The organism is Bradyrhizobium ontarionense, assembly GCF_021088345.1.
Classification (GTDB): domain Bacteria; phylum Pseudomonadota; class Alphaproteobacteria; order Rhizobiales; family Xanthobacteraceae; genus Bradyrhizobium; species Bradyrhizobium ontarionense.
Genome location: NZ_CP088156.1, coordinates 6,388,014 through 6,408,476 on the forward strand (window position 1 = coordinate 6,388,014; position 20,463 = coordinate 6,408,476).

A 20,463-nucleotide genomic window follows, 5' to 3' on the forward strand; every position below is an offset into this window, starting at 1 on the left:
CGCCGAAGCCCGGCGGGCGAAGGCGGAAGCAATCCAGAATCGCGTCCGCGGCGGGACTTTGGATTGCTTCGTCGCTTCGCTCCTCGCAATGACGGCGGAGAGAGTGATGCCTACTCGCTCTTCAATATCTTGAACACGCCCGACGCCATCGCGATCACGCGGCTGGCGGCCGTGACCTCGGTGGTGATGAACACCAGGCTGCGGGTGATCCGCACCACATGCGGGCGCGACACCAGGGTCTCGCCGATCTTGCCGGATTCGACGAAATGCGTGTCGAACTGCACGGTCGCCATCTGCTCCTTGCCGGAGGCGTAGCGCGCCGTCATGCCACAGCTGCGATCGGCCAGCGTCATGATCACGCCGCCCTGGACCAGGCCGCGGCGGTTATGATGCTTGTCCTCGGTCACGAGGGCGTATTCATGGCTGTTATCGACGACGCGCTGCCACAGCGGGCCGATCAGATGCAGGAAGCCGGAGGTGTCGACGATCTCCCAGCCGTCGGACTTCATTCTGGCCGCGGCCGATTTCGTCATAGGGTGACACCTTTCCCGTCGCCGCACGTCGGCACGCGGTCGTTTCATCCGTCGCCGGCCTGGTGTAGTCAAGCTGCATGCCCATGCCGTTCGACGATGCCACCAGGCGGAAAATCGAGAGCTGCTGTGCCGGCTTCGTGCGCCTGGACGAGGCTGCGCCGACGGCGTCGCTCAAGCGGGCGGCGGTGGCCATCGCGCTGGCCCCTGATCACGACACCGGCGCCACGGCGGTGCTGCTGACCCTGCGTGCCGCGGGGTTGCGCAGTCATGGCGGGCAATGGGCGCTGCCGGGCGGGCGGTGCGATGCCGGCGAAACACCGGTCGAGGCCGCCTTGCGGGAGCTGGCGGAAGAGCTCGGGTTGATCCTGGCGCCCGACGCTGTGCTGGGCCTGCTCGACGATTACCCGACCCGGTCCGGCTATCTGATTACCCCCGTCATCGTGTGGGCGGCCAATGGTCATACGCTCAGGCCGAATCCGGACGAGGTCACCTCGGTGCACCGGATCGGTCTGGACGCGATCACGGCGGATGATGCGTTCGACTTCACTGCGATCCGTGAGAGCAGGCGGCGCGTGATTCGTTTCCATGCCCGCGAGGGCATCATTCACGCGCCCACCGCGGCGCTGATCTATCAGTTCCGCGAGGTGCTGGCTGGTCGCGACACCCGCGTCCACAATCTGGAACAGCCGGTGTTTGCCTGGAAGTAGCCACCGTTTCGGCTACAAGGGCAGCATGCTGCATCAGCCGATTCGCAAGGTTGCCCTGATCCTCGCCTGCGTCGTCTCGGGCGCCTCGCCATCGCTCGCCGCGGAACCCGGTTCGGCCACAGCGCCGCGCGAAGCGCTGGCCCAGATGGCCTCGCCGGATGCGATCGCTGAGTACCGGCGCAGGCTTGCCGAATACCAGCAGGCACGCGCGGAATTCGACCAGGAGGCCGGCGCCTATTGGAAGGCGATCTCCGACAGGCGCCGTATCCGCAATGCCAAGCGCCGCGACCGGCAGCCGATCGGGCTGGACGACTATGTGCTGGAGCAGCCGCCGGTCTATACCGGGCCGAAGCGGCCGGTAAATCCCGAGCCGGAGCCTGAAGGCGAGCCGCGCGAGCGCAAATACATTCCGGTGGTCGCCGACCTCCTGAAGGCGGCGCAGGAGCATTTCCAATGGTCGCCGCAGCGGCCAACCAACGACACCGATTTCAAGCGCGCCTATGCGCGGTTCGCCGCCGCCGCCGGGCTCACGCGTGAGCAGGCGGTGCGCGTCTATGCCTTCGAGACCGGCGGCAACGGCCGTCACGACTCGCAATCCGGCTTCAAGGGTAACCGCGCGATCTCGACCGCGATCGGCTATAATCAGCTGCTCACGACCAACACCGTCGAGCTGTTGGCCGAGCAGGGCCCGCTGTTCATCCGTCTGCTCGGCGAACGCAGCGCCCAGGCAAGCGGTCCGGGCCGCGCGGCGATGGAGCACAAGCTGGCGGTGCTGAAGAAGATGGTCGCGATCGCGCGTTCGGTGCCGGACGACTGGTCGGCGCATGAGAAGATCGGCAACACGGAGCAGGGCTGGGCCATGCATGCGATGGTGCTCGACATCGATGTCGGTCCGATGCTGCAGACCCACAAGCTGCTGACGTCGGTCGTGTTCGCGCGCACCAAGGGCTATACGCGGCCGCTCTCGGCGGCCGAGCTCGAGATGATGAATCTCACCGGCGACGGCACCGGCTACGACATGGTGACGATGCCGATGGACATGCGCGAGCAGGTGCCGACCGCGAACTTCTTCCAGCGCGGCGGCTACGAGCGCAATCCCGTCGCCGTTCGCCACAACACGGTTGCGAAGCTGCTGGCCGTGACCGATTCCCGGATGGATTCGCTGAGCAGCCTGGCCGGTGCGAAGGAACTGGCCGCGGCGTTCTGACAGCGCATTCGCCGGGCATCACTCATCCGCGCCGAACGAGAAGTTGCCGTCGCCCTCGAGATAGGGTCCTGTCCGGATGTAGAGCTGGCCGTTCTGACCGACGAAGAACAGCGTTCCCTTCGGCACCTTCTTGGCGCCCTTCAGCAGCATGTCGGCGTTCTTCGTGCCCATCTTGTAGGCGAGCGTCTTGCCGTCCTTGCCATAGGCATAGCCCATGTCGGGTTTCAGCTCCCATGGCTCGGGCGGAGCCGCGAGTGTCACGCCGGTCAGCGCGCACAGCGCTGCGAGTGCAATACAGGCTTTCAGAACCGGGCTCTTCATGTCCTTCTCCAAAAATATCATCGACTCTTGAACAAATCACGAACATCGTTGTGGTATCAACACCGTCCGATCGCGGGCCTGATCGTTCGGGGATTTTCCATTCGCTCATCTCGCGATTATCGTGCAGCGTGGTCTAGAAACATACTGAAAGAAGACGCTCTGGGGATGATTCGGATGAACCTCGTCACGAAGATCGGTCTGGTTTCGGCGGTGTCGCTGGTGACGTTGGCGTCCGCTGCCCGGGCCGACGAATTCAAGCTGTCCAACAACCAGCGGATCGCCTGCAGCCGTGGTCTCTCGGCCGGCAAGCTCAACACGGCCATCTGCAAATCCTATGCCTACGTCTTCAACGTCAAGACGTCGGAATATTTCCGCTGCCAGGTCTCGCTCTCGCTCACCCGGGACAACAAGGAAGTCATCAACGTCCAGGCGGACGGCGGCTGCGCCAAGAAGCCGCGGGTGTTCGATACCGATTCGAGCTACGAGTTCGACGCCACCGAGACCGAGCCGGCAAATACCAATTCCTTCTTCGGCAATGGCGGCTATTCGATCTGGGTGGCGGACAAGACCCAGCAGAAGGTGCGAGGCTGCATCACGATCTCATCCGGGCTGGGCTCGGACATCTCCAAATGCCTCGACATGACCTTCCAGTGAGCCGCCTTGCCAGTGAGCCGCCTCGCCAGTGAGCGGCCTGCCTGCGGTCGGAGGCATCAGGGGAGCGGCACCAGAGGCTGGGTGCGTTTGTCCGCGAAGCCTCTGAGGCCGTCAATGTGAAGTTGAAAGTGCGGCAGGCTTTCCGGTCCTGGCGGGTCTCTGCCCGGCGGGCGGGCATGGTCGCCAATCCTTTGGATGGGTTGACCGCGCGCCTGCATCCGTCCAATTTGCCGGCAAAATCAATGGGAGGACCAATGCGTTTTTCAAAATCCTTTGGCGCTGCAACCGGGCTGATCGTGGCCGCCGCCTGCCTGCTGGCCGCCCCTGCGGCGCGGGCGCAGAGCTTCATCAACGTACTGACCGGCGGAACGTCCGGCGTCTATTATCCGCTCGGCGTCGCGATCGGGAAGATCTACGGTGACAAGATCCCCAACGTGAAGACCCAGGTGCAGGCCACCAAGGCCTCGGTCGAGAACCTGATCCTGCTGCAGCAGGGCCGCGGCGAGCTGGCGTTTGCGCTCGGCGATTCTCTCAAAGCGGCCTGGAACGGCGAGGAAGAGGCCGGCTTCAAGTCCAAGCTGGACAAGCTGCGCACCCTCGGCGCGATCTATCCGAACTACATCCAGATCGTCGCGACCGCCGAGTCCGGGATCAAGACGCTGGCGGATCTGAAGGGCAAGAGCCTGTCGGTCGGCGCGCCCAAGTCCGGCACCGAGCTCAACTCGCGCGCGATCCTCGCGGCCGCCGGCATGAGCTACAAGGATCTCGGCAAGGTCGAATATCTGCCGTTCGCCGAGTCAGTCGATCTGATGAAGAACCGGCAGCTCGGCGCGACGCTTCAGTCGGCCGGGCTCGGCGTCGCCTCGTTGAAGGATCTGTCGACGTCGTCGCCGATCACCGTGGTGTCAGTCCCGAAGGAGGTGGTCGAGAAGATCGGCGCGCCCTTCGTGGCGGCGACCATCCCGGCCAACACCTATACCGGCCAGGACAAGGACGTGCCGACCGCGGCCGTGATCAACTACCTCGTCACCAGCTCGGCCGTGTCGGATGACCTTGCCTATCAGATGACCAAGCTGATCTTCGATTCCCTGCCCGAGCTCGCCAATGCGCATGCCGCCGGCAAGGAGATCAAGCTGGAGACGGCGGCGCAGGACAGTCCGGTGCCGCTGCATCCGGGCGCCATCCGCTATTACAAGGAAAAGGGCGTCATCAAGTAAGGGCGCGGGCTGCGTCGTTCGCCATCGACTGCGCGGGAGACACTTCCGCGCAGCTATTGTTCAAGGTGGCTACGGCCATGGTGGGCCGTGCCTGATGGCGGCGCGTTTGGGGGGATCATGACGATCGAAGCCGTGAACATGGAAACGCCTGTGAAGGTCGAGTTCGACAATTTCGAACACGGCTTTCCGGAGGGCTTCGGTCCCGGCCGCTGGGGCTATCTCGCCTACGGCATCGGGCTCGCTTTCGCCGTGTTCCAGCTCTATGTTGCCGCCTTCAACTACCTGCCGAGCCAGGTCGTACGCGGCGTCCATGTCGGCTTCCTGCTGCTGCTCACCTTCGGCCTGATCGGCAATTTCACCGCCAAGACCGATGCGGGACGCATTGCCGGCTGGGCCATCGGCGCCGTCGGCTTCCTGTGCGGGCTCTATCAGTGGATCTTCTATGCCGACCTGATTGCGCGCGACGGTGATCCGACCCGGATCGATCTGGTGGTCGGAACACTGCTGGCCGTGCTGATCTTCGAGGGCACGCGCCGGCTGATGGGACTTGCGCTGCCGCTGATGTGCGGCGCCTGCTTGCTCTATTGGTTCTTCGGCCAATATCTGCCGGCCCCGCTCAACCATCGTGGCTATGATTTCGATCAGATTGTGACCCATCTGTCGTTCGGCACCGAAGGCTTCTACGGCGTGCCGATCTATGTCTCGGCCACCTACATCTTCCTGTTCATCCTGTTCGGCTCGTTCCTTGAACATGCCGGCATGATCCAGCTGTTCACCGACGTCTCGCTGGGTCTGTTCGGCCGCACCCGCGGCGGCCCGGCCAAGGTCGCCGTGTTCGCCTCGGGCATGATGGGCACGATCTCGGGCTCCGGCGTCGCCAACGTCGTCACCGTCGGCCAGTTCACGATCCCGCTGATGATCAGGTTTGGCTATCGCCGCGCCTTCGCGGCCGGCGTCGAAGCGACGGCGTCGATGGGCGGCCAGATCATGCCGCCGGTGATGGGCGCGGTGGCCTTCATCATGGCCGAGACGCTCGGCGTGGATTACTCGGTCATCGTCAAGGCGGCCGTGATCCCGGCCATCCTCTATTTCGCCTCGGCCTTCTGGATGGTGCATCTGGAAGCCGGCAGGCATGGCCTGACCGGCATGAAGCCGTCGGAGATTCCCAGCGCCTGGAAGGCGCTGATCGAGCGCTGGTACCTCGTGCTGCCGCTGGCGGCGCTGGTCTATATGCTGTTCGAAGGCTTCACGCCGCTCTATGCGGGATCGATGGGCCTCGCGCTCACGGTGGCGCTGATCCTCGGCACCTCGATCACGATGGGCTTTTCCAACCAGGTGCTGCGCTACGTATTCTGGATCGGGCTGGCACTCGTGGTCGGCGCGCTCTCGCGCAACGGCCTGCAGATCGTGCCCGTCGCCGCCGTCGTCGTCGCGCTCGTCGTCGTCACCGGCTTCGTGCGCGGCGGCATGGGCACGTTGCACGCCTGCCGCGATTCGCTGGCCGAGAGTGCGAAGTCGGCGCTGACGGTCGGCATGGCCTGCGCCATCGTCGGCGTCATCATCGGCATGATGACGCAGACCGGCGTCGGCTCGATCTTCGGCAGCTGGGTGATCGGCCTCGGCAAGACCAGCCTGTTCGCGGCGCTGATCATGACGATGCTGCTGTCGATCCTGCTCGGCACCGGCATTCCGACCATCCCGACCTACATCATCACCGCGGCGCTGGCCGCACCTGCGCTCGCCAAGCTCGGCGTGCCGCTGATCGCGAGCCACATGTTCGCGTTCTACTACGGCATCATGGCCGACCTCTCGCCGCCGGTGGCGTTGGCGGCGCTGGCCGCGGCGCCGATCGCCAAGGAGAACCCCGACAAGATCGGCTGGGAGGCGATGCGGATCGCACTCGCCGGCTATGTCATCCCCTTCCTCTTCGTTTATTCGCCGGCACTGATGCTGCAGCCGGGGGATCCGATGGAGGCGCAGGTCGGCTTCCTCGGCGCGGTGGCGTATGCGGGCGTGAAGGCGCTCGCCTCGATTGCTCTGTTCGGCATGGTCGCGATCGGTTTCCTGTTCACGCGCATGACCGTGATCGAGCGCCTCCTGGCGTTCGTCGCATCGGTCTGCCTGCTCGGCGAATTCCCTTACAGCGACCTGCTGGGCTTCGTGCTGGGACTGGCGATCGTCGCCTGGCAGTGGCGTCAGCGGCCGCCGGCTGCGGTGGTGGCGTCCGCTTGAGCCTCTGCCTCGCTTCCGCCGGTGTCGTGAAGGCGCTGGCCCTGGCCAGCTTCACCCTGGCCTGGAGCCATTCGGTCGAGAAGACCGCGTGGCAGGAGGACTGGCGTGTCACGCCGGATGGTCTCGAACTGGCGCAGGCGCGCGTCAAAGGCTCGGGTGCCGGCATGGAGCCGCCGCCGGAGGCGCGGCTGGTCGACGGCTGGTTCCAGTGGCAGCCGCAGCGCGCGCCGCTGTCGCGGCTCGTGCTCGCAAATTCCGGCGCGGCCGGCGAGTGGCGGGTCTGTGGCGACGGGCAATGCCGGACGCTCTCGGAGATCTTCGGTCACGATATCGGCGTCGCGACGATCACGATGAGCGTCTGCAACGAATAACCAACAGATCAAAACGAACAAGTCAGGGAGGACGCGATGGATCGTCTCGAGGGCAAGGTGGCGCTGGTGGTCGGCGCCGGGTCGATCGGGCCGGGCTGGGGCAACGGCAAGGCGACGGCCGTGACTTTCGCGCGGCAGGGCGCCAAGGTGTTCTGCGTCGACCGCAATGGAGAGGCGGCGGCCGAGACCGCTTCGATCATTTCAGGCGAGGGTGGGCAGGCCGAGGCGTTCACCGCCGACGTCTCCAAGGCCGCCGAGGTCGAGGCGATGGTGAAGGCCTGTCTCACGGCCTATGGCCGTGTCGACGTGCTCGACAACAATGTCGGCATCGCCGAGATGGGCAGCGTCGTCGATATCGAGGAAGCCGAGTGGGACCGCGTGTTCGCGGTCAACCTGAAGAGCGCCTATCTCGCCATGAAGCACGTCATTCCCGTGATGATCGGGCAGGGCGGCGGTTCCATCATCAACATCTCCTCGGTTGCCTCGATCCGCCAGGTCGGCATCTCCTATGTCAGCTACGGTGCCAGCAAGGCGGCGATGAACCAGATGACGCGAACCACCGCGGTCGAGTTCGCGTCGAAGCACGTGCGCGTCAATGCGATCCTGCCCGGACTGATGAAGACCCCGATGGTCGAGCATTCCGCCGGGCTCGCCGCGAGCTATGCCGAGGGCGACGTCGCGGAGATGTGGCGCAAGCGCGACGCGCAGGTACCGATGGGGCACATGGGTGACGCCTTCGACGTCGCCAATGCCGCCTTGTTCCTCGCCTCCGACGAGTCGCGCTACGTCACCGGCACCATGCTCGTGGTCGACGGCGGGCTCACGTGCCGCAGCTAGGTCGACCCAATTGCATCGCGGTGCGGCCTGCGTCATATCCGTGCGGGGGCGCTTTCATCGGGACCTGACGATGCAGCAATGTCGCTTTGGGGCGGTCATCCTGGCCATGCTGACCGCTTGGTGTGCCCTGCTCGCGGTGGAGGCGCATGCCATCGGCGCGACCGAGCCGGCAAAGGAGCCGGTGGTGGACGCCAGCGCCTGCATGGCCGCGTCCGAGGCCCGTGACGCCGACAAGGTGCTCACGGAGTGCGGGGCGCTGATCGACAACACGAAGGTTGCCAGGAGCGATCGCATCAATGCGCTGATCGCGCGGGCCTCGATCCTGATCACAAAGGGCGAGGCTGATCGCGCCATTGCCGATTACGACGTCGCGCTGCAGCTCGATCCGACGCTTGCCGACATCTTCAACGCGCGCGGCGAGCTGCGTCGGAAGAAGGGCGATCGTCCCAGGGCGTTGGCCGACTTCGCCACGGCGCTGCGGCTCAATCCGGATCACGCCAGTGCGCGCAGCAACTATCATGCGCTCGCCGTCGAACTCGAGCGCCTCGGCGCCCAGATGGCGGTCGCCGGCCGGCCGAGCTTCAATTGCGCGACTGTGCGGCGTGCCGTCGAGAAGGCAATCTGCGCCGATCCCGAGCTCGCCAATCTCGATCGCGAGATCGACGGCTCGCAGGCTCGGGTGGTGCGTGAGGCCGGCAGCGCCGCCGCCGCCCGCGGCCTGCAGCGCGAGCAGGACGCCTTCATCGCGCGGCGCAATGCCGAATTCGGTCGCGCCGGCTACGATCTCAAGAAGGCGATGCAGGACCGCCTGCGGCGGCTGAACGGCGCGGACGGCTATTGATCGTCGGCCGCGGGGCTTGAACCCGGTTCGGGTCGGTGACGACAACGGGAGAGAGCAGCGTTTCTCAACCCGTACCGCTCGAAGACCCCAGCCGCAAAGTCCACGACGATGCATACTTCGATCCAGTCGATTCCGACCTGCCAATCTTACCGCGCATCCGCCCGCGTGCTCCGTCTCGCAGCCGGCCTTGTCCTCGGCCTGGGAGCGTGCCCCGTCTTGGCCGCGGACACGGAATGCGCAGCCGGCAGCAAGGCGCCGCCCGCCGAGCTGATCGCCGCCTGCACGGCGGCGATCGAGCAGGCGGCGAGTTCGCCGAAGGATCAATCCGCCGCCCTGGTCGGCCGTGCCGACGCCCATGCCCGCACGTCGGGCGGTTTGACCCTGGCGCTGAAGGATCTCGACCGCGCCGTCGCGCTCGACGGCCGCAATGCGCGCGCCTATCGGCTGCGTGGCGATCTCATGCGCGAGGCGGGCGGCGACCAGGCCAAGGCGGCGGCCGATCTGAGCATGGCGATTTCGCTGAATCCGGACGATGCCGAAGCGTTCGAGCTGCGCGGCGTGGTCTACACCGGCCAGCGCCGGCTCGACCGCGCTGTCGCCGACTATGACCAGGCGATCCGCCTGAAACCGGATTACGCCCAGGCCTATGCCGATCGCGGCGTGGCGTTCTATCTGCGCGGAGACAACGAGAAGGCGGTGCGCGACTACGACGAAGCGATCCGGCTCGATCCCGATCGGCCGCGCACTTTCACCAACCGCGCGGCCGCCTACAAGAAGCTCGGCCAGATGGACAAGGCGCTCGCCGATGACGACGAGGCGATCCGGCGTGATCCGAAGGTGCCGGAATATTTCGACAATCGCGGCCTCACCTATGCTGCGCTGGGCGACTACGACAAGGCGATCGCCGACTACGATCAGGCGATCAGGTTGCAGCCGCGTCCGAACTTTCTGACCAATCGCGGCGATTCCCATCAGTTCAAGAACGAGCTCGGGGCGGCGCTGAGCGACTACGATGCGGCGCTGCGCCTCGATCCGGATTTCGCGCTCACCTATAACAACCGGGCCGTGCTGTTCAAGAAGATGGGCGAGCGCGCCAAGGCGCTGGCGGATTACGAGGCCGCGCTGCGCCTCGATCCCGGCAACGAGAATGCCGCCGCCGGCCGCCGCGTCATGCTGGCCGAGATCAAGAAGTTCGGCGCCCAGATGCCGCAGCCGCTGAATGCGCCTTCGGAGAGGAGCGGCCCGTCGTTCGATTGCGCCACGGCTGCGCGCGAGGTTGAGAAGGTAATCTGTGCCGATCCACAGCTCGCGGTGCTCGATCTCGCCGTCGCCGAGAGCTATGGCCGCTTGCTGAAGTCGTCCCGTGGCCGCGCCGCCGCGGAGCTGCGCAGCACGCAGCGCGATTTCGTCGCCGCGCGCAACGCCACGTTCGGCAAGCCGGGCTACGACCTTCGTCTAGCCCTGCAGCGCCGCTTGGACACGCTGCGCGACGCAGCGCATTGATCCGGCCTGGAAAATGGCCGGGCCCAAGGTCGCTCCTGATCTGGATCAATTCATGACGGCTTGAACTGTCGCTTTGTCCCGTGACAATAGTCGGGAATAAACACAGATCTTGGGGAAACGTCATGAGCGCTGCGAGCAGCTATCACGAGGTCCATGCACGGTCGCTGCGGGACCCTGAGGGGTTCTGGGCCGAGGCCGCGCGCGCGATCGACTGGATCGAGCCAGCCAAAAAGATATTCGATCCCACGATGGGCGCGTATGGCCGCTGGTTCGTCGGTGGCGTCGTCAACACCTGCTACAATGCGCTCGATCGTCATGTGGCTGCCGGCCGCGGCGCGCAGCTGGCGTTGATCCACGATTCGCCGCTCACCAACACCGTCACCCGGCTTACCTATGCCGAGATGCTGAAGGAGGTGCAGACGCTCGCCGCGATCATGCAGGATTTCGGCGTCGTCAAGGGCGATCGCGTCGTCCTCTATATGCCGATGGTGCCCGAAGCGATGGTCGCGATGCTGGCCTGCGCGCGCATCGGCGCCGTGCATTCGGTTGTGTTCGGCGGCTTCGCCGCCAAGGAGCTCGCGACCCGCATCGACGACGCGACGCCGAAGCTGGTGCTGTCGGCGAGCTGCGGCATCGAGCCCGGCCGCATCGTGCAGTACAAGCCGCTGCTCGACCAGGCGATCGAGCTCTCGGACAAGCGCCCGCAGGCCTGCATCATCCTGCAGCGGCCCGAGCATGTCTGCGAGCTGAAGCCCGGCCGCGACTACGACTGGGCAGCGCTGCGCAAATCCGCGCTCGCCAACGGCAAGCTCGCGCCCTGCGTGCCGGTGCTGGCGACCGATCCGCTCTACATCCTCTACACCTCCGGCACGACCGGCCTGCCGAAGGGCGTGGTGCGCGACAATGGCGGTCATCTCGTCGCGCTGAAATGGTCGATGGAAAATCTCTACGGCATCAAGCCGGGCGAGGTCTGGTGGTGCGGCTCGGACATCGGCTGGGTGGTCGGCCACAGCTACATCATCTACGGCCCGCTGATCCACGGCGCGACATCGCTGATGTATGAGGGCAAGCCGGTCGGCACGCCCGATGCCGGCGCGTTCTGGCGCGTCATCGCCGAGCACAAGGCGGTGGCGCTGTTCACGGCGCCGACGGCGTTTCGTGCCATCCGCAAGGAGGACCCCGAAGGCACCTTGCTGCGCAAGTATGATCTGTCGCAGTTCCGCACGCTGTTCCTGGCCGGCGAGCGCGCCGATCCGCCGACGGTGGAATGGGCCGAGCAGCAGCTCAAGGTGCCGGTGATCGATCATTGGTGGCAGACCGAGACCGGCTGGTGCATCGCCGGCAATCCGGTCGGCCTCGGGTTGCTGCCGGTCAAGCATGGCTCGCCGACGGTGCCGATGCCGGGTTATCAGGTCGATATCGTCGACGAGGCCGCCAGGCCCGTTCCGGTCAACACGATGGGCTCGATCGTGATCAAGCTGCCGATGCCGCCGGGCTGCCTGCCGACCCTGTGGCAGCAGGAGGATCGCTTCAAGGACTCCTATCTCAGCGAATTCCCCGGCTACTACAAGACATCGGACGCCGGCTACAAGGACGAGGACGGCTACGTCTTCGTGATGGGCCGCACCGACGACATCATCAATGTCGCGGGCCACAGGCTCTCGACCGGCGGCATGGAGGAGATCCTCGCCTCGCACCCCGACGTCGCCGAATGCGCCGTGCTCGGCATCAAGGATGCGATCAAGGGCGAGGTGCCCTGCGGCTTCCTCGTGCTCAAGGCCGGCGTGTCGCGCAGTCCCTCGACGATCGAGAAGGAGATCGTGGCGCTGGTGCGTGACAAGCTCGGTCCCGTCGCCGCGTTCAAGCTGGCGATCACGGTCGGCCGGCTGCCGAAGACGCGGTCGGGCAAGATCCTGCGCGGCACGATCAAGAAGATCGCCGACGGCGAGCAATGGAGCATGCCGGCCACGATCGAGGATCCCAAGGTGCTCGACGAGATCGGCGAGGCGCTGAAGAGCCGCGTCTGACGCGCGGGGCACAAGGTATGGGCGCGCCCGGTCTTGACCCGGGCCTCCATTATCGTCAAGCAACGGCTGAGAAAGCCTGTATGACGAAATGGAACCTGTGATGCGACAGACCTCCGCCCGCCTCGCTTTGGTGCTGACGGCCGTGCTTTCGCTCACGGCCTGCGCCGCCCGCAACCAGGCGCCGGCGGTGGCGGTTGGCGACAATGACGACGATGCCGTCTGCCGGGCCGGAGGCAAGACCGCGCCGGGCTCGGCGGAGTATGTCGCCTGTCGCAAGGATCGCGACGTGCAGCGGCAACGCGCCGAAGCGCGCGCCGATCGCAGGCAGCGCGACCTCGGCGAATTCATGCTCAATCACCCCGATAGGCCCTGAGCGCTCCTGCAACCGCATCTCATCGAACGTGGCTTCAGTGCAACAGTCGCGTGACATCGGTGCTGCAACCGTGCCGATTGATTGAGATCAAATCCAAGCGGATGGCGTCCCTGCCACACCTGTGACCGCAAGGCGCGGCTGTTGCCCGCGCGCAAGTGAAGCTCAAGGGTGGTTATGGGGACCTCGATGAACAGAATGCTGAAACTCTCGTCGTCGCTGCTGGTGCTGGCGGCGGTCTGCGGAGCCATGGGCTCTGCGCAAGCAGCCGATCTGCAGGCGGCGCCGGTCTACACCAAGGCGCCCGTGGTTGAGGCCTGGAATCCCTGGATGATCCGCGTCCGCGCGCTTGGCGTGCTGCCGGATGCGGGCGGCTCCACCGTGAACGTCGCCGGCGTGCCGGCGCTGTCGTCGCCGAATTCGGGCCTGAAGATCTCCAACACGGTCGTGCCGGAGCTCGACATCAGCTACTTCTTCACCAAGAACATCGCGGCCGAACTGATTCTCGGGGTCACCCGCCACTCGATCAGCGGCACGGGCACGCTGGACGGCCTCAATGTCGGCAAGGCCTGGCTGCTGCCGCCGACCTTGACGCTGCAATATCACTTCACCGATTTCGGCGCCTTCAAGCCGTATGTCGGCGCCGGCGTGAACTACACGGTCTTCTTCAGCCAGAGCGCATCCAATCAGGTGTTCAACGGTCTCGCGGTGACCAACCTGCACATCTCGAACCAGTGGGGCGCCGCCGTCCAGTTCGGCTTCGACTACATGCTCGACCGGCATTGGGGTCTGAACGTCGACGTCAAGAAGTTGTGGCTGCAGCCGAACTATTCGGCGACCGTCAACGGCGCCATTCCCATCACGGGCCGCGCCAACATCGACCCCTGGCTGGTCGGCGCCGGCGTCACCTACAAGTTCTGACCGGCGTTTTCTCCCGAGACTGCATGGCGCCGGCATCCCCGGCGCCATTTTTTTGAGGGAGCTATCTGTCCCGGCTCGAGGCCGGGGCAATGGGGCGTGACGAGCGCGTCTCGCGCCTCCTCACCGCTGTCGTCCCGGCGAACGCCGGGACCCATACGCTGCAGCGGGAGTAGGGAACGGAAGGCTTAGTCACAGCCAGCTCTGGCTCCAATGCGATCCTGTGGCTATGGGTCCCCGCGTTCGCGGGGACGACACCGAGTTGTCTCGCGCACCGGTGACGATCGAGAGAGATGGACGAGGAGCGAGGACTACTCCTCGTCGTCGTGCTTCTTGCCGCCGATGGTCTTGAGCTTGGCGAACACGGCGTCGACGTTGAGGTCGTCGTGGTCGCGTCCCGCCGGCTCGTACTCGTCCTTGCGGGTGGTCTCGGAGGCCGGCAGCAGGGTGGCGCCGCTGTACTGGGCGTCGAGCGGCTTTTCCTTGGCGGCCCGCTGCACCTCGAAGTCGAGCTCGATCTGCGAGCACAGGCCGAGCGTCACCGGATCCATCGGCGTCAGCGTCTGCGCGTTCCAGTGGGTGCGGTCGCGCACGCTGGCGATCGTGCTCTTGGTGGTGCCGACGAGGCGCATGATCGAGGCGTCCTTCAGCTCGGGATGGTTGCGCACCAGCCAGAGGATGGCGCTCGGGCGCTCGTGGCGGCGCGACACCGGGGTGTAGCGGGGGCCCTTGCGCTTGGCCTGCGCCGGCAGCACGACCTTGCTCTCCTGCAGCCTCAGCCGGTAATTCGGGTCGCGCTCGCCCTTTTCGATCTCCTCACGGGTGAGCTGTCCGGTCGAAATCGGGTCCATCCCCTTGATGCCCTGGGCAGCGTCGCCGTCGGCAATCGCGCGCACTTCGAGCGGGTGCATCTTGGTAAAATCGGCGACCTGGTCGAAGCTCAGCGCGGTATTGTCGACCAGCCACACGGCAGTTGCCTTCGGCATCAGCGGGGCGTTGCTCATGGCAAATCTCCTTTGTGCTCCGCCCCTCTGCCTTGGAGGCGAAACCTGCGGTCATCGACGATGACGGGAATTGGCCCTATATAAGCCGCCCGGGGGGCGTGGCGCAATGGCCTCAAGAAACGGCCTTGACAGCGCTCGAAAGCAGTCCCAAGTCCTATCCAAACGGGTCCTACGGAAACCAGTCCTGGCCCTGAGCCATCGCGTATCGACCACCCCCACTTGCCGGCTAGGGGGTCTCAGGTCGCCGAAACAGCCGCACAGATCAGCTTCATGGCAGCCAAACCAGACCTCAAAATCGTGCTTTGCTCGCCGCGCGGCTTCTGCGCCGGCGTGGTGCGTGCCATCGACACCGTGGAACGGGCGCTCGCCATCTACGGCGCCCCGGTCTATGTCCGCCACGAGATCGTGCACAACCGCTACGTCGTGGACAGCCTCAAGACCAAAGGCGCCATCTTCGTCGAGGAATTGGCGGAAATTCCCGACAGTACCAACGCACCGGTGGTATTTTCCGCCCATGGCGTGCCGAAATCGGTTCCGGCCGAGGCCCAGTCTCGCAACTTCTTCTCCCTGGACGCGACCTGCCCGCTGGTGACTAAGGTCCACCGCGAGGCGGCCATCCACTTCAAGCGTGGCCGTGAGATCCTGCTGATCGGCCATTCGCACCACCCGGAGGTGGTCGGCACCGTCGGCCAGCTGCCGCCGGGCGCCGTGACCCTGATCGAGACCGCCGACGACGCCTCGACCTTCACGCCGAAGGACCCTAACAACCTCGCTTTCGTCACCCAGACCACGCTGTCGATCGACGACACCAAGGATATCGTTGCGATCCTCAAGGGCCGTTTTCCGAACATCTCGGGCCCGCACAAGGAAGACATCTGCTACGCCACCACCAACCGCCAGCTGGCGGTGAAGAAGGTGGCACCGGTGGTCGATGCCCTGATCGTGGTCGGCGCGCCGAACTCGTCCAATTCGCAGCGGCTGCGCGAAGTCGCCGAGCGCGAGGGCTGTCCCATTGCGGTCTTGGCCCAACGTGCCAGCGATATCGACTGGGCGCGTTTCGAGGGCATCAAGAGCCTTGGCATCACCGCCGGCGCCTCGGCGCCCGAGGTGATCGTCGAGGAGATCATGGGCGCCTTCGCCGAGCGCTACGTGCTCCACGTCGAGACGGTCTCGGCGGCGGAGGAGAACGAGTTCTTCCCGCTGCCGCGCTCGCTGCGGCCGGAAGCGGCGGCCGAATAGGCATCCTGCCCGCCGTCCTCGCGACTGCGGGGGCGGCCGTTCCATATGCCCCCTTGCGCGGCCGGTCCGCATGCGCGAGGAAGTAGGCGCCGTTCCCGAGTCTGAAGTTCGAAGGGAGCGGTTCGGGCCAGCGAACTTCGACAATCAGGACAGGGCATGGCGGTCTACACCGACGTCGCCGCCGACGAGCTCGCGGACTTCCTCAAGACCTACGACATCGGCGATCTGCTCTCCTACAAGGGCATCGCCGAAGGTGTCGAGAACTCCAACTTCCTGCTGCACACGACCAGGGGCTCCTTCATCCTCACGCTCTACGAGAAGCGCGTGGCGGTGGACGATCTGCCATATTTCCTGGGGCTGATGGCCCACCTTGCCGAGCGTGGAGTGAGCTGTCCGCAGCCGGCGCGCAATCGCGACGGCGCCGTCTATTCCAGCCTGGCCGGCCGGCCGGCGGCGATCATCAACTTCCTGGAAGGCATGTGGCCGCGCAAGCCGAGCGTCACGCACTGCGCCGGTGTTGGCGAAGCGCTGGCGCGGATGCATCTGGCCGGACGCGACTTCCCGCTGGTGCGCAGGAATCCTCTCTCGGTCTCCGGCTGGCGGTCGTTGTTCGCCCAGGCGGCCGCGCGGGCCGATACGGTGCAGGCCGGCCTTGCGGCGCTGTTGTCGGCAGAGCTCGACGCGCTCGAGCGCGCATGGCCGACGCAGCTGCCGGAAGGAGTCATTCATGCCGACCTGTTTCCGGACAACGTGTTCTTTCTCGGCGACAAGCTGTCGGGCCTGATCGACTTTCCGTTCTCCTGCAACGACATCCTCGCCTACGATGTCGCGATCTGCCTGAATGCGTGGTGCTTCGAGGCGGACCATTCTCTCAACGTCACCAAGGCGCGCGCCTTCTTCAATGCCTATGGCCGTGCGCGGCCGCTGTCGGAAGCGGAGCTGGAGGCGTTGCCTTTGCTGGCGCGCGGGGCTGCGATCCGCTTCCTGCTGACGCGCCTCGTGGACTGGCTCAACGTGCCGCCGGGCGCGCTGGTCAAGCCCAAGGACCCGCTCGAATATGTCCGCAAGCTGCGCTTCCACCAGAACGTCGCGAGCGTGCGCGACTACGGCATCGGCGGAGCTGCGGCGTGAGTGAGCATCCGGTCGTCAGCATCTACACCGATGGCGCCTGCTCGGGGAATCCCGGGCCCGGCGGCTGGGGCGCGATCCTGCGCTTCGGCGACAAGGAAAAAGAGCTCAAGGGCGGCGAGCCGCACACGACCAACAACCGCATGGAGCTGATGGCGGCGATCTCGGCGCTCGAAGCGCTGAAGAAGTCGTGCCAGGTCGAGCTCTATACCGACAGCCAATATGTCCGGCAGGGCATCACCAGCTGGATTCACGGCTGGAAGCGCAACGGCTGGAAGACCGCGGACAAGAAGCCGGTCAAGAATGCCGAGCTATGGCAGCGGCTGGATGCGGCGCTGAAGCCGCACAAGGTGAACTGGCACTGGGTCAAGGGCCATGCGGGCCACGCCGAGAACGAACGTGCCGATCAGCTCGCGCGCGATGGCGTCGCCATGGCCAGAATGCAGAAGAACGTGCGCGGCTGAGGAGTCCGCCAGGAATGCGGACGCTCTCGCGCTTTGCTGGTTTGGTCAGTACGGGTAGCGCCATTTCAGCGTTCGGCGAACCCACAGGGTCGCGATGATCAGTACAAGCTCCGCTGCCCAGAACCAGCCTCCCGCGCCTGTGAAGCCCGAGTGCTCATGCGCCATGTACATCGCCAGACCAAGCACAATCAGCGCCATCGTACTACCGACCCAATAGAGAGGGTCGCGGGCCAATCCGCTCGCAAGATGCTCCGCAGCATCCTCCTGGGCGCGCCGCAGCCGCCACAGCAAAAATGCGATCCCAGCGCAGATAATCAGAATCGCCGTCATAAGAGCTCTCATCTTGCCCAATGGAGGCTATCGACAGGAGCTTGAAGATCGTCGCTCTGGTCTCATAAAATTCGAATGAAACAGAAAAGCAAAAGGCCCGCGGATTAGCGCGGGCCTTCGTATTTGGATCGAGCCTGCAGGATCACAGTTGCCCGAGCAGCGTGTCGCCGCCGGAGACCTCGACCTTGCCAGGTGCCGCTTCGAGGTTGAGCTTCGTCACCACGCCGTCCTCGACGAGCATCGAATAGCGCTTGGAACGGATGCCGAGGCCGGCGCCGGAGGCGTCGAGCTCCATGCCGATCGCCTTGGTGAAATCGGCATTGCCGTCGGCAAGGAACACCGCCTCGTCGCGCTGGTCGGTGTCGCGCTTCCAGGCGTTCATGACGAAGGCGTCGTTGACCGAGACGATGCCGATGGTGTCGACGCCCTTGTCCTTGATGGCGTAGGCGTTCAGGAAGATGCTGGGCAGATGCATCTTGTGGCAGGTGCCGGTGTAGGCGCCGGGCACCGCGAACAGCGCGACCTTCTTGCCCTTGAAGATGTCATCGGTGGTTTTGACCTGCGGCCCTTCCTCGGTCATCACGCGGAATTGGCCCTGCGGCAGCTTGTCGCCAATCTGGATGGTCATTTCGAAAACTCCTTCCCCTGGATGTGTCTTGCGAATGTGTCTTGCGCGGTGCGCGCTACCTTATTCGGCGGCCCTGAAACGGCAACGGGCCGCCGTGATCACGTGTCCGTCATCGCACAGCACTTGCTTCGGCGCCAAGCGGCTCAGGCGGCCGCTGCCGGCTTCTTCTTCTCGTCGCGCAGCTGGCGGCGCAGGATCTTGCCGACGTTGGTCTTCGGCAGCTCGGTCCTGAACTCGATCTGCTTCGGCACCTTGTAGTTGGTCAGCTGCTCGTGGCAGTGCTTGATGATGTCCTCGGGCGTGAGGTTCGGGTCCTTCCTGACCACGAACGCCTTCACGATCTCGCCCGACTTCTCGTCAGGCAGGCCGATCACGGCGGTCTCCAGCACGCCTGGGTGCATCGCGATCACTTCCTCGACCTCGTTCGGGTAGACGTTGAAGCCGGAGACGAGGATCATGTCCTTCTTGCGGTCGACGATCCTGATCGAGCCGTCTTCGGCCATGATGCCGATGTCGCCGGTGCGGAAGAAGCCGTCCGCCGTCATCACCTTTGCGGTCTCGTCGGGACGATTCCAGTAGCCCGCCATGACCTGCGGACCCTTGGCGCAGATCTCGCCGGCCTGGCCGAGCGGCACTTCGTTGCCGTCATCGTCGCGGATCGACAGCCAGGTCGACGGCAACGGCAGGCCGATGGTGCCGGTGAACTCCGTCGAGGTCGGCGGATTGCAGGTCAGCACCGGCGCAGTTTCCGACAGGCCATAGCCTTCGGCGATGCTGCAGCCGGTCACCTGCTTCCACTGCTCGGCGACAGCGCGCTGCACCGCCATGCCGCCGCCATTGGAGATCTTCAGCTTGGAGAAGTCGACCTTCCTGAAGTCGGGATGGTGCAAGAGACCGTTGTAGAGTGTGTTGACGGCCGGGAAGTTGTTGACCTGATACTTCATCAGCTCCTTGATGAAGCCGGCGATATCGCGCGGATTGGGGATCAGGAGATTGGCGCCGCCGGCGCGCACGGCCAGCAGGAAGCAGCAGGTCAGCGCGAAGATGTGGTAGAGCGGCAGCGCGCACACGAGCAGCAGCTGCTCGACATGCGGCGGCCGGTCCAGCGCCGGCTGCAGCCAGGCATCGTTCTGCAGCACGTTGGCGATGATGTTGCGATGAAGCAGCGTGGCGCCCTTGGAGACGCCGGTGGTGCCGCCGGTATATTGCAGGAAGGCGACGTCGTCGGGCCCGATGGCCGGCTTCTGGAAACGCTTGCCGCGTCCGGCCGCGAGCGCGTCGTTGAACGACACAGCGCCGGGCAGCGAGAACGCCGGCACCATCTTCTTGAGCCTGCGCACGACGAGATTGACGATCACGCCCTTGAAGCCGAGCAGATCGCCCATGCTGGCGATCACGATGTGCTTGACCTGGGTGTGGCCCACCACCTGCTGGACGGTGTGGGCGAAGTTCTCCAGCACGATGATCGCCTCGGCGCCGGAATCCTTGAGCTGATGCTCGAGCTCGCGCGGCGTGTACAGCGGATTGACGTTGACGACCGTGTAGCCGGCCCGCAGCACCGCCGCGATCGCGATCGGATATTGCAGCACGTTCGGCATCATCAGCGCGACCCGCGCGCCTTTCACCAGCCCCAGGCCCTGCAGATAGGCACCCATCGCGACCGACATGTCGTCGAGCTCGCGATAGCTGATCGCCTTGTCCATGCAGATGAAGGCCCGACGGTCGGCGAACTTCTTGAAGCTCTCCTCCAGCAGCTCGACCAGCGATTGGTACTTGCCGGTATCGATATCGGCGGGAACGCCGGCCGGATAGTGCTTGAGCCAGATGCGCTCCATGAAGCTTCCTCTCTGATCGTCTCTTATGGTCGTTGATGCGGCGCCGGTCATCTCCGGGCAGCATTTCGACGGCCAATATCGAATCTCCGGCCGAGCA

General features: G+C 65.2%; 21 protein-coding genes. 15 read left to right on the top strand and 6 right to left on the bottom strand.

The window, feature by feature from the left end:
- Nucleotides 1-110: 110 nt before the first annotated feature.
- Nucleotides 111-533 carry a PaaI family thioesterase gene (locus tag LQG66_RS28115; RefSeq protein ID WP_231319046.1) on the bottom strand — a complete coding sequence of 141 codons (423 nt, stop codon included), beginning with the start codon at nucleotides 531-533 and terminating at the stop codon, nucleotides 111-113.
- Nucleotides 534-610: 77 nt separating this feature from the next.
- Here LQG66_RS28115 and LQG66_RS28120 point away from each other — a divergent pair, with 77 nt between their 5' ends.
- Both LQG66_RS28120 and LQG66_RS28125 read left to right on the top strand, forming a co-directional pair.
- Nucleotides 611-1,240, top strand: coding sequence for an NUDIX hydrolase (locus tag LQG66_RS28120; RefSeq protein WP_231319048.1), 630 nt, complete (start codon nucleotides 611-613; stop codon nucleotides 1,238-1,240).
- Between the two features lie 25 nt (nucleotides 1,241-1,265).
- Nucleotides 1,266-2,447: a hypothetical protein gene (locus tag LQG66_RS28125; protein WP_231327982.1), complete on the top strand. Its 1,182-nt coding sequence runs from the start codon at nucleotides 1,266-1,268 to the stop codon at nucleotides 2,445-2,447.
- A gap of 18 nt (nucleotides 2,448-2,465) precedes the next feature.
- On the opposite strand, the gene LQG66_RS28130 is transcribed toward LQG66_RS28125, so the two are convergent.
- On the bottom strand, nucleotides 2,466-2,768 hold the full coding sequence (locus tag LQG66_RS28130) for a hypothetical protein (protein ID WP_231319050.1): 303 nt from the start codon (nucleotides 2,766-2,768) through the stop codon (nucleotides 2,466-2,468).
- Nucleotides 2,769-2,942: 174 nt separating this feature from the next.
- Between LQG66_RS28130 and LQG66_RS28135 the strand changes: the two genes are divergently transcribed.
- The 10 genes from LQG66_RS28135 (at nucleotide 2,943) to LQG66_RS28180 (ending at nucleotide 13,741) form a co-directional block, all read left to right on the top strand.
- Nucleotides 2,943-3,422: a hypothetical protein gene (locus LQG66_RS28135; RefSeq protein ID WP_231319052.1), complete on the top strand. Its 480-nt coding sequence runs from the start codon at nucleotides 2,943-2,945 to the stop codon at nucleotides 3,420-3,422.
- A gap of 254 nt (nucleotides 3,423-3,676) precedes the next feature.
- The gene (locus tag LQG66_RS28140; RefSeq protein ID WP_231319054.1) at nucleotides 3,677-4,639 is read left to right on the top strand and encodes a TAXI family TRAP transporter solute-binding subunit; all 963 of its coding nucleotides are present in this window, start codon (nucleotides 3,677-3,679) and stop codon (nucleotides 4,637-4,639) included.
- Between the two features lie 138 nt (nucleotides 4,640-4,777).
- Nucleotides 4,778-6,871, top strand: a complete 2,094-nt coding sequence (locus LQG66_RS28145) for a TRAP transporter permease (RefSeq protein WP_231327983.1) — start codon at nucleotides 4,778-4,780, stop codon at nucleotides 6,869-6,871.
- Entirely contained in the window at nucleotides 6,868-7,242 is a 375-nt protein-coding gene (locus LQG66_RS28150) for a DUF1850 domain-containing protein (protein ID WP_231319056.1), read from the top strand. The genes LQG66_RS28145 and LQG66_RS28150 overlap by 4 nt, the downstream gene beginning before the upstream one ends.
- A 36-nt stretch (nucleotides 7,243-7,278) precedes the next feature.
- Entirely contained in the window at nucleotides 7,279-8,079 is an 801-nt protein-coding gene (locus tag LQG66_RS28155) for an SDR family NAD(P)-dependent oxidoreductase (protein ID WP_231319059.1), read from the top strand.
- A 70-nt stretch (nucleotides 8,080-8,149) separates the two neighbouring features.
- Nucleotides 8,150-8,920, top strand: coding sequence for a tetratricopeptide repeat protein (locus LQG66_RS28160; protein WP_425601257.1), 771 nt, complete (start codon nucleotides 8,150-8,152; stop codon nucleotides 8,918-8,920).
- A gap of 108 nt (nucleotides 8,921-9,028) precedes the next feature.
- Complete coding sequence (locus tag LQG66_RS28165; protein ID WP_231319064.1) at nucleotides 9,029-10,423, top strand: tetratricopeptide repeat protein; 1,395 nt, start codon at nucleotides 9,029-9,031, stop codon at nucleotides 10,421-10,423.
- A 122-nt stretch (nucleotides 10,424-10,545) separates the two neighbouring features.
- The gene (locus LQG66_RS28170; protein ID WP_231319066.1) at nucleotides 10,546-12,450 is read left to right on the top strand and encodes a propionyl-CoA synthetase; all 1,905 of its coding nucleotides are present in this window, start codon (nucleotides 10,546-10,548) and stop codon (nucleotides 12,448-12,450) included.
- Between the two features lie 100 nt (nucleotides 12,451-12,550).
- Nucleotides 12,551-12,823: a hypothetical protein gene (locus tag LQG66_RS28175; protein WP_231319068.1), complete on the top strand. Its 273-nt coding sequence runs from the start codon at nucleotides 12,551-12,553 to the stop codon at nucleotides 12,821-12,823.
- 186 nt (nucleotides 12,824-13,009) lie between these two features.
- Complete coding sequence (locus LQG66_RS28180; RefSeq protein WP_231319069.1) at nucleotides 13,010-13,741, top strand: OmpW/AlkL family protein; 732 nt, start codon at nucleotides 13,010-13,012, stop codon at nucleotides 13,739-13,741.
- A 308-nt stretch (nucleotides 13,742-14,049) separates the two neighbouring features.
- On the opposite strand, the gene LQG66_RS28185 is transcribed toward LQG66_RS28180, so the two are convergent.
- Nucleotides 14,050-14,742, bottom strand: coding sequence for a DUF1013 domain-containing protein (locus LQG66_RS28185; RefSeq protein ID WP_231319071.1), 693 nt, complete (start codon nucleotides 14,740-14,742; stop codon nucleotides 14,050-14,052).
- Nucleotides 14,743-15,012: 270 nt separating this feature from the next.
- On the opposite strand from LQG66_RS28185, the gene ispH reads away from it, so the two are divergent.
- The 3 genes from ispH to rnhA all read left to right on the top strand — a co-directional run bounded on the left by ispH (nucleotide 15,013) and on the right by rnhA (nucleotide 17,573).
- Nucleotides 15,013-15,981: a 4-hydroxy-3-methylbut-2-enyl diphosphate reductase gene (gene ispH / locus LQG66_RS28190; protein WP_231319079.1), complete on the top strand. Its 969-nt coding sequence runs from the start codon at nucleotides 15,013-15,015 to the stop codon at nucleotides 15,979-15,981.
- A gap of 156 nt (nucleotides 15,982-16,137) precedes the next feature.
- Nucleotides 16,138-17,112 (top strand): homoserine kinase, encoded by a 975-nt coding sequence (locus tag LQG66_RS28195; protein ID WP_231319093.1) that lies wholly within the window; start codon nucleotides 16,138-16,140, stop codon nucleotides 17,110-17,112.
- Nucleotides 17,109-17,573, top strand: coding sequence for a ribonuclease HI (gene rnhA / locus LQG66_RS28200; protein ID WP_231319100.1), 465 nt, complete (start codon nucleotides 17,109-17,111; stop codon nucleotides 17,571-17,573). The genes LQG66_RS28195 and rnhA overlap by 4 nt, the downstream gene beginning before the upstream one ends.
- Before the next feature lie 45 nt (nucleotides 17,574-17,618).
- Here the strand turns inward: rnhA and LQG66_RS28205 are convergent, their stop codons facing one another.
- The 3 genes from LQG66_RS28205 to LQG66_RS28215 all read right to left on the bottom strand — a co-directional run bounded on the left by LQG66_RS28205 (nucleotide 17,619) and on the right by LQG66_RS28215 (nucleotide 20,366).
- On the bottom strand, nucleotides 17,619-17,903 hold the full coding sequence (locus LQG66_RS28205) for a hypothetical protein (protein ID WP_231319101.1): 285 nt from the start codon (nucleotides 17,901-17,903) through the stop codon (nucleotides 17,619-17,621).
- Nucleotides 17,904-18,045: 142 nt separating this feature from the next.
- Nucleotides 18,046-18,531 carry a peroxiredoxin gene (locus tag LQG66_RS28210; RefSeq protein ID WP_231319103.1) on the bottom strand — a complete coding sequence of 162 codons (486 nt, stop codon included), beginning with the start codon at nucleotides 18,529-18,531 and terminating at the stop codon, nucleotides 18,046-18,048.
- A 143-nt stretch (nucleotides 18,532-18,674) separates the two neighbouring features.
- Nucleotides 18,675-20,366 (bottom strand): long-chain fatty acid--CoA ligase, encoded by a 1,692-nt coding sequence (locus LQG66_RS28215; RefSeq protein WP_231319106.1) that lies wholly within the window; start codon nucleotides 20,364-20,366, stop codon nucleotides 18,675-18,677.
- Between the last annotated feature and the right edge of the window lie 97 nt (nucleotides 20,367-20,463).

Excerpts from the sequence above, each read along its gene's own strand:
- LQG66_RS28115 (WP_231319046.1), bottom strand. The coding sequence starts at position 533 with ATGACGAAATCGGCCGCGGCCAGAATGAAGTCCGACGGCTGGGAGATC.
- LQG66_RS28120 (WP_231319048.1), top strand. The coding sequence starts at position 611 with ATGCCCATGCCGTTCGACGATGCCACCAGGCGGAAAATCGAGAGCTGC.
- LQG66_RS28125 (WP_231327982.1), top strand. The coding sequence starts at position 1,266 with ATGCTGCATCAGCCGATTCGCAAGGTTGCCCTGATCCTCGCCTGCGTC.
- LQG66_RS28130 (WP_231319050.1), bottom strand. The coding sequence starts at position 2,768 with ATGAAGAGCCCGGTTCTGAAAGCCTGTATTGCACTCGCAGCGCTGTGC.
- LQG66_RS28135 (WP_231319052.1), top strand. The coding sequence starts at position 2,943 with ATGAACCTCGTCACGAAGATCGGTCTGGTTTCGGCGGTGTCGCTGGTG.
- LQG66_RS28140 (WP_231319054.1), top strand. The coding sequence starts at position 3,677 with ATGCGTTTTTCAAAATCCTTTGGCGCTGCAACCGGGCTGATCGTGGCC.
- LQG66_RS28145 (WP_231327983.1), top strand. The coding sequence starts at position 4,778 with ATGGAAACGCCTGTGAAGGTCGAGTTCGACAATTTCGAACACGGCTTT.
- LQG66_RS28155 (WP_231319059.1), top strand. The coding sequence starts at position 7,279 with ATGGATCGTCTCGAGGGCAAGGTGGCGCTGGTGGTCGGCGCCGGGTCG.
- LQG66_RS28160 (WP_425601257.1), top strand. The coding sequence starts at position 8,150 with ATGCAGCAATGTCGCTTTGGGGCGGTCATCCTGGCCATGCTGACCGCT.
- LQG66_RS28165 (WP_231319064.1), top strand. The coding sequence starts at position 9,029 with ATGCATACTTCGATCCAGTCGATTCCGACCTGCCAATCTTACCGCGCA.
- LQG66_RS28170 (WP_231319066.1), top strand. The coding sequence starts at position 10,546 with ATGAGCGCTGCGAGCAGCTATCACGAGGTCCATGCACGGTCGCTGCGG.
- LQG66_RS28175 (WP_231319068.1), top strand. The coding sequence starts at position 12,551 with ATGCGACAGACCTCCGCCCGCCTCGCTTTGGTGCTGACGGCCGTGCTT.
- LQG66_RS28180 (WP_231319069.1), top strand. The coding sequence starts at position 13,010 with ATGAACAGAATGCTGAAACTCTCGTCGTCGCTGCTGGTGCTGGCGGCG.
- LQG66_RS28185 (WP_231319071.1), bottom strand. The coding sequence starts at position 14,742 with ATGAGCAACGCCCCGCTGATGCCGAAGGCAACTGCCGTGTGGCTGGTC.
- ispH (WP_231319079.1), top strand. The coding sequence starts at position 15,013 with ATGGCAGCCAAACCAGACCTCAAAATCGTGCTTTGCTCGCCGCGCGGC.
- LQG66_RS28195 (WP_231319093.1), top strand. The coding sequence starts at position 16,138 with ATGGCGGTCTACACCGACGTCGCCGCCGACGAGCTCGCGGACTTCCTC.
- LQG66_RS28205 (WP_231319101.1), bottom strand. The coding sequence starts at position 17,903 with ATGACGGCGATTCTGATTATCTGCGCTGGGATCGCATTTTTGCTGTGG.
- LQG66_RS28210 (WP_231319103.1), bottom strand. The coding sequence starts at position 18,531 with ATGACCATCCAGATTGGCGACAAGCTGCCGCAGGGCCAATTCCGCGTG.
- LQG66_RS28215 (WP_231319106.1), bottom strand. The coding sequence starts at position 20,366 with ATGGAGCGCATCTGGCTCAAGCACTATCCGGCCGGCGTTCCCGCCGAT.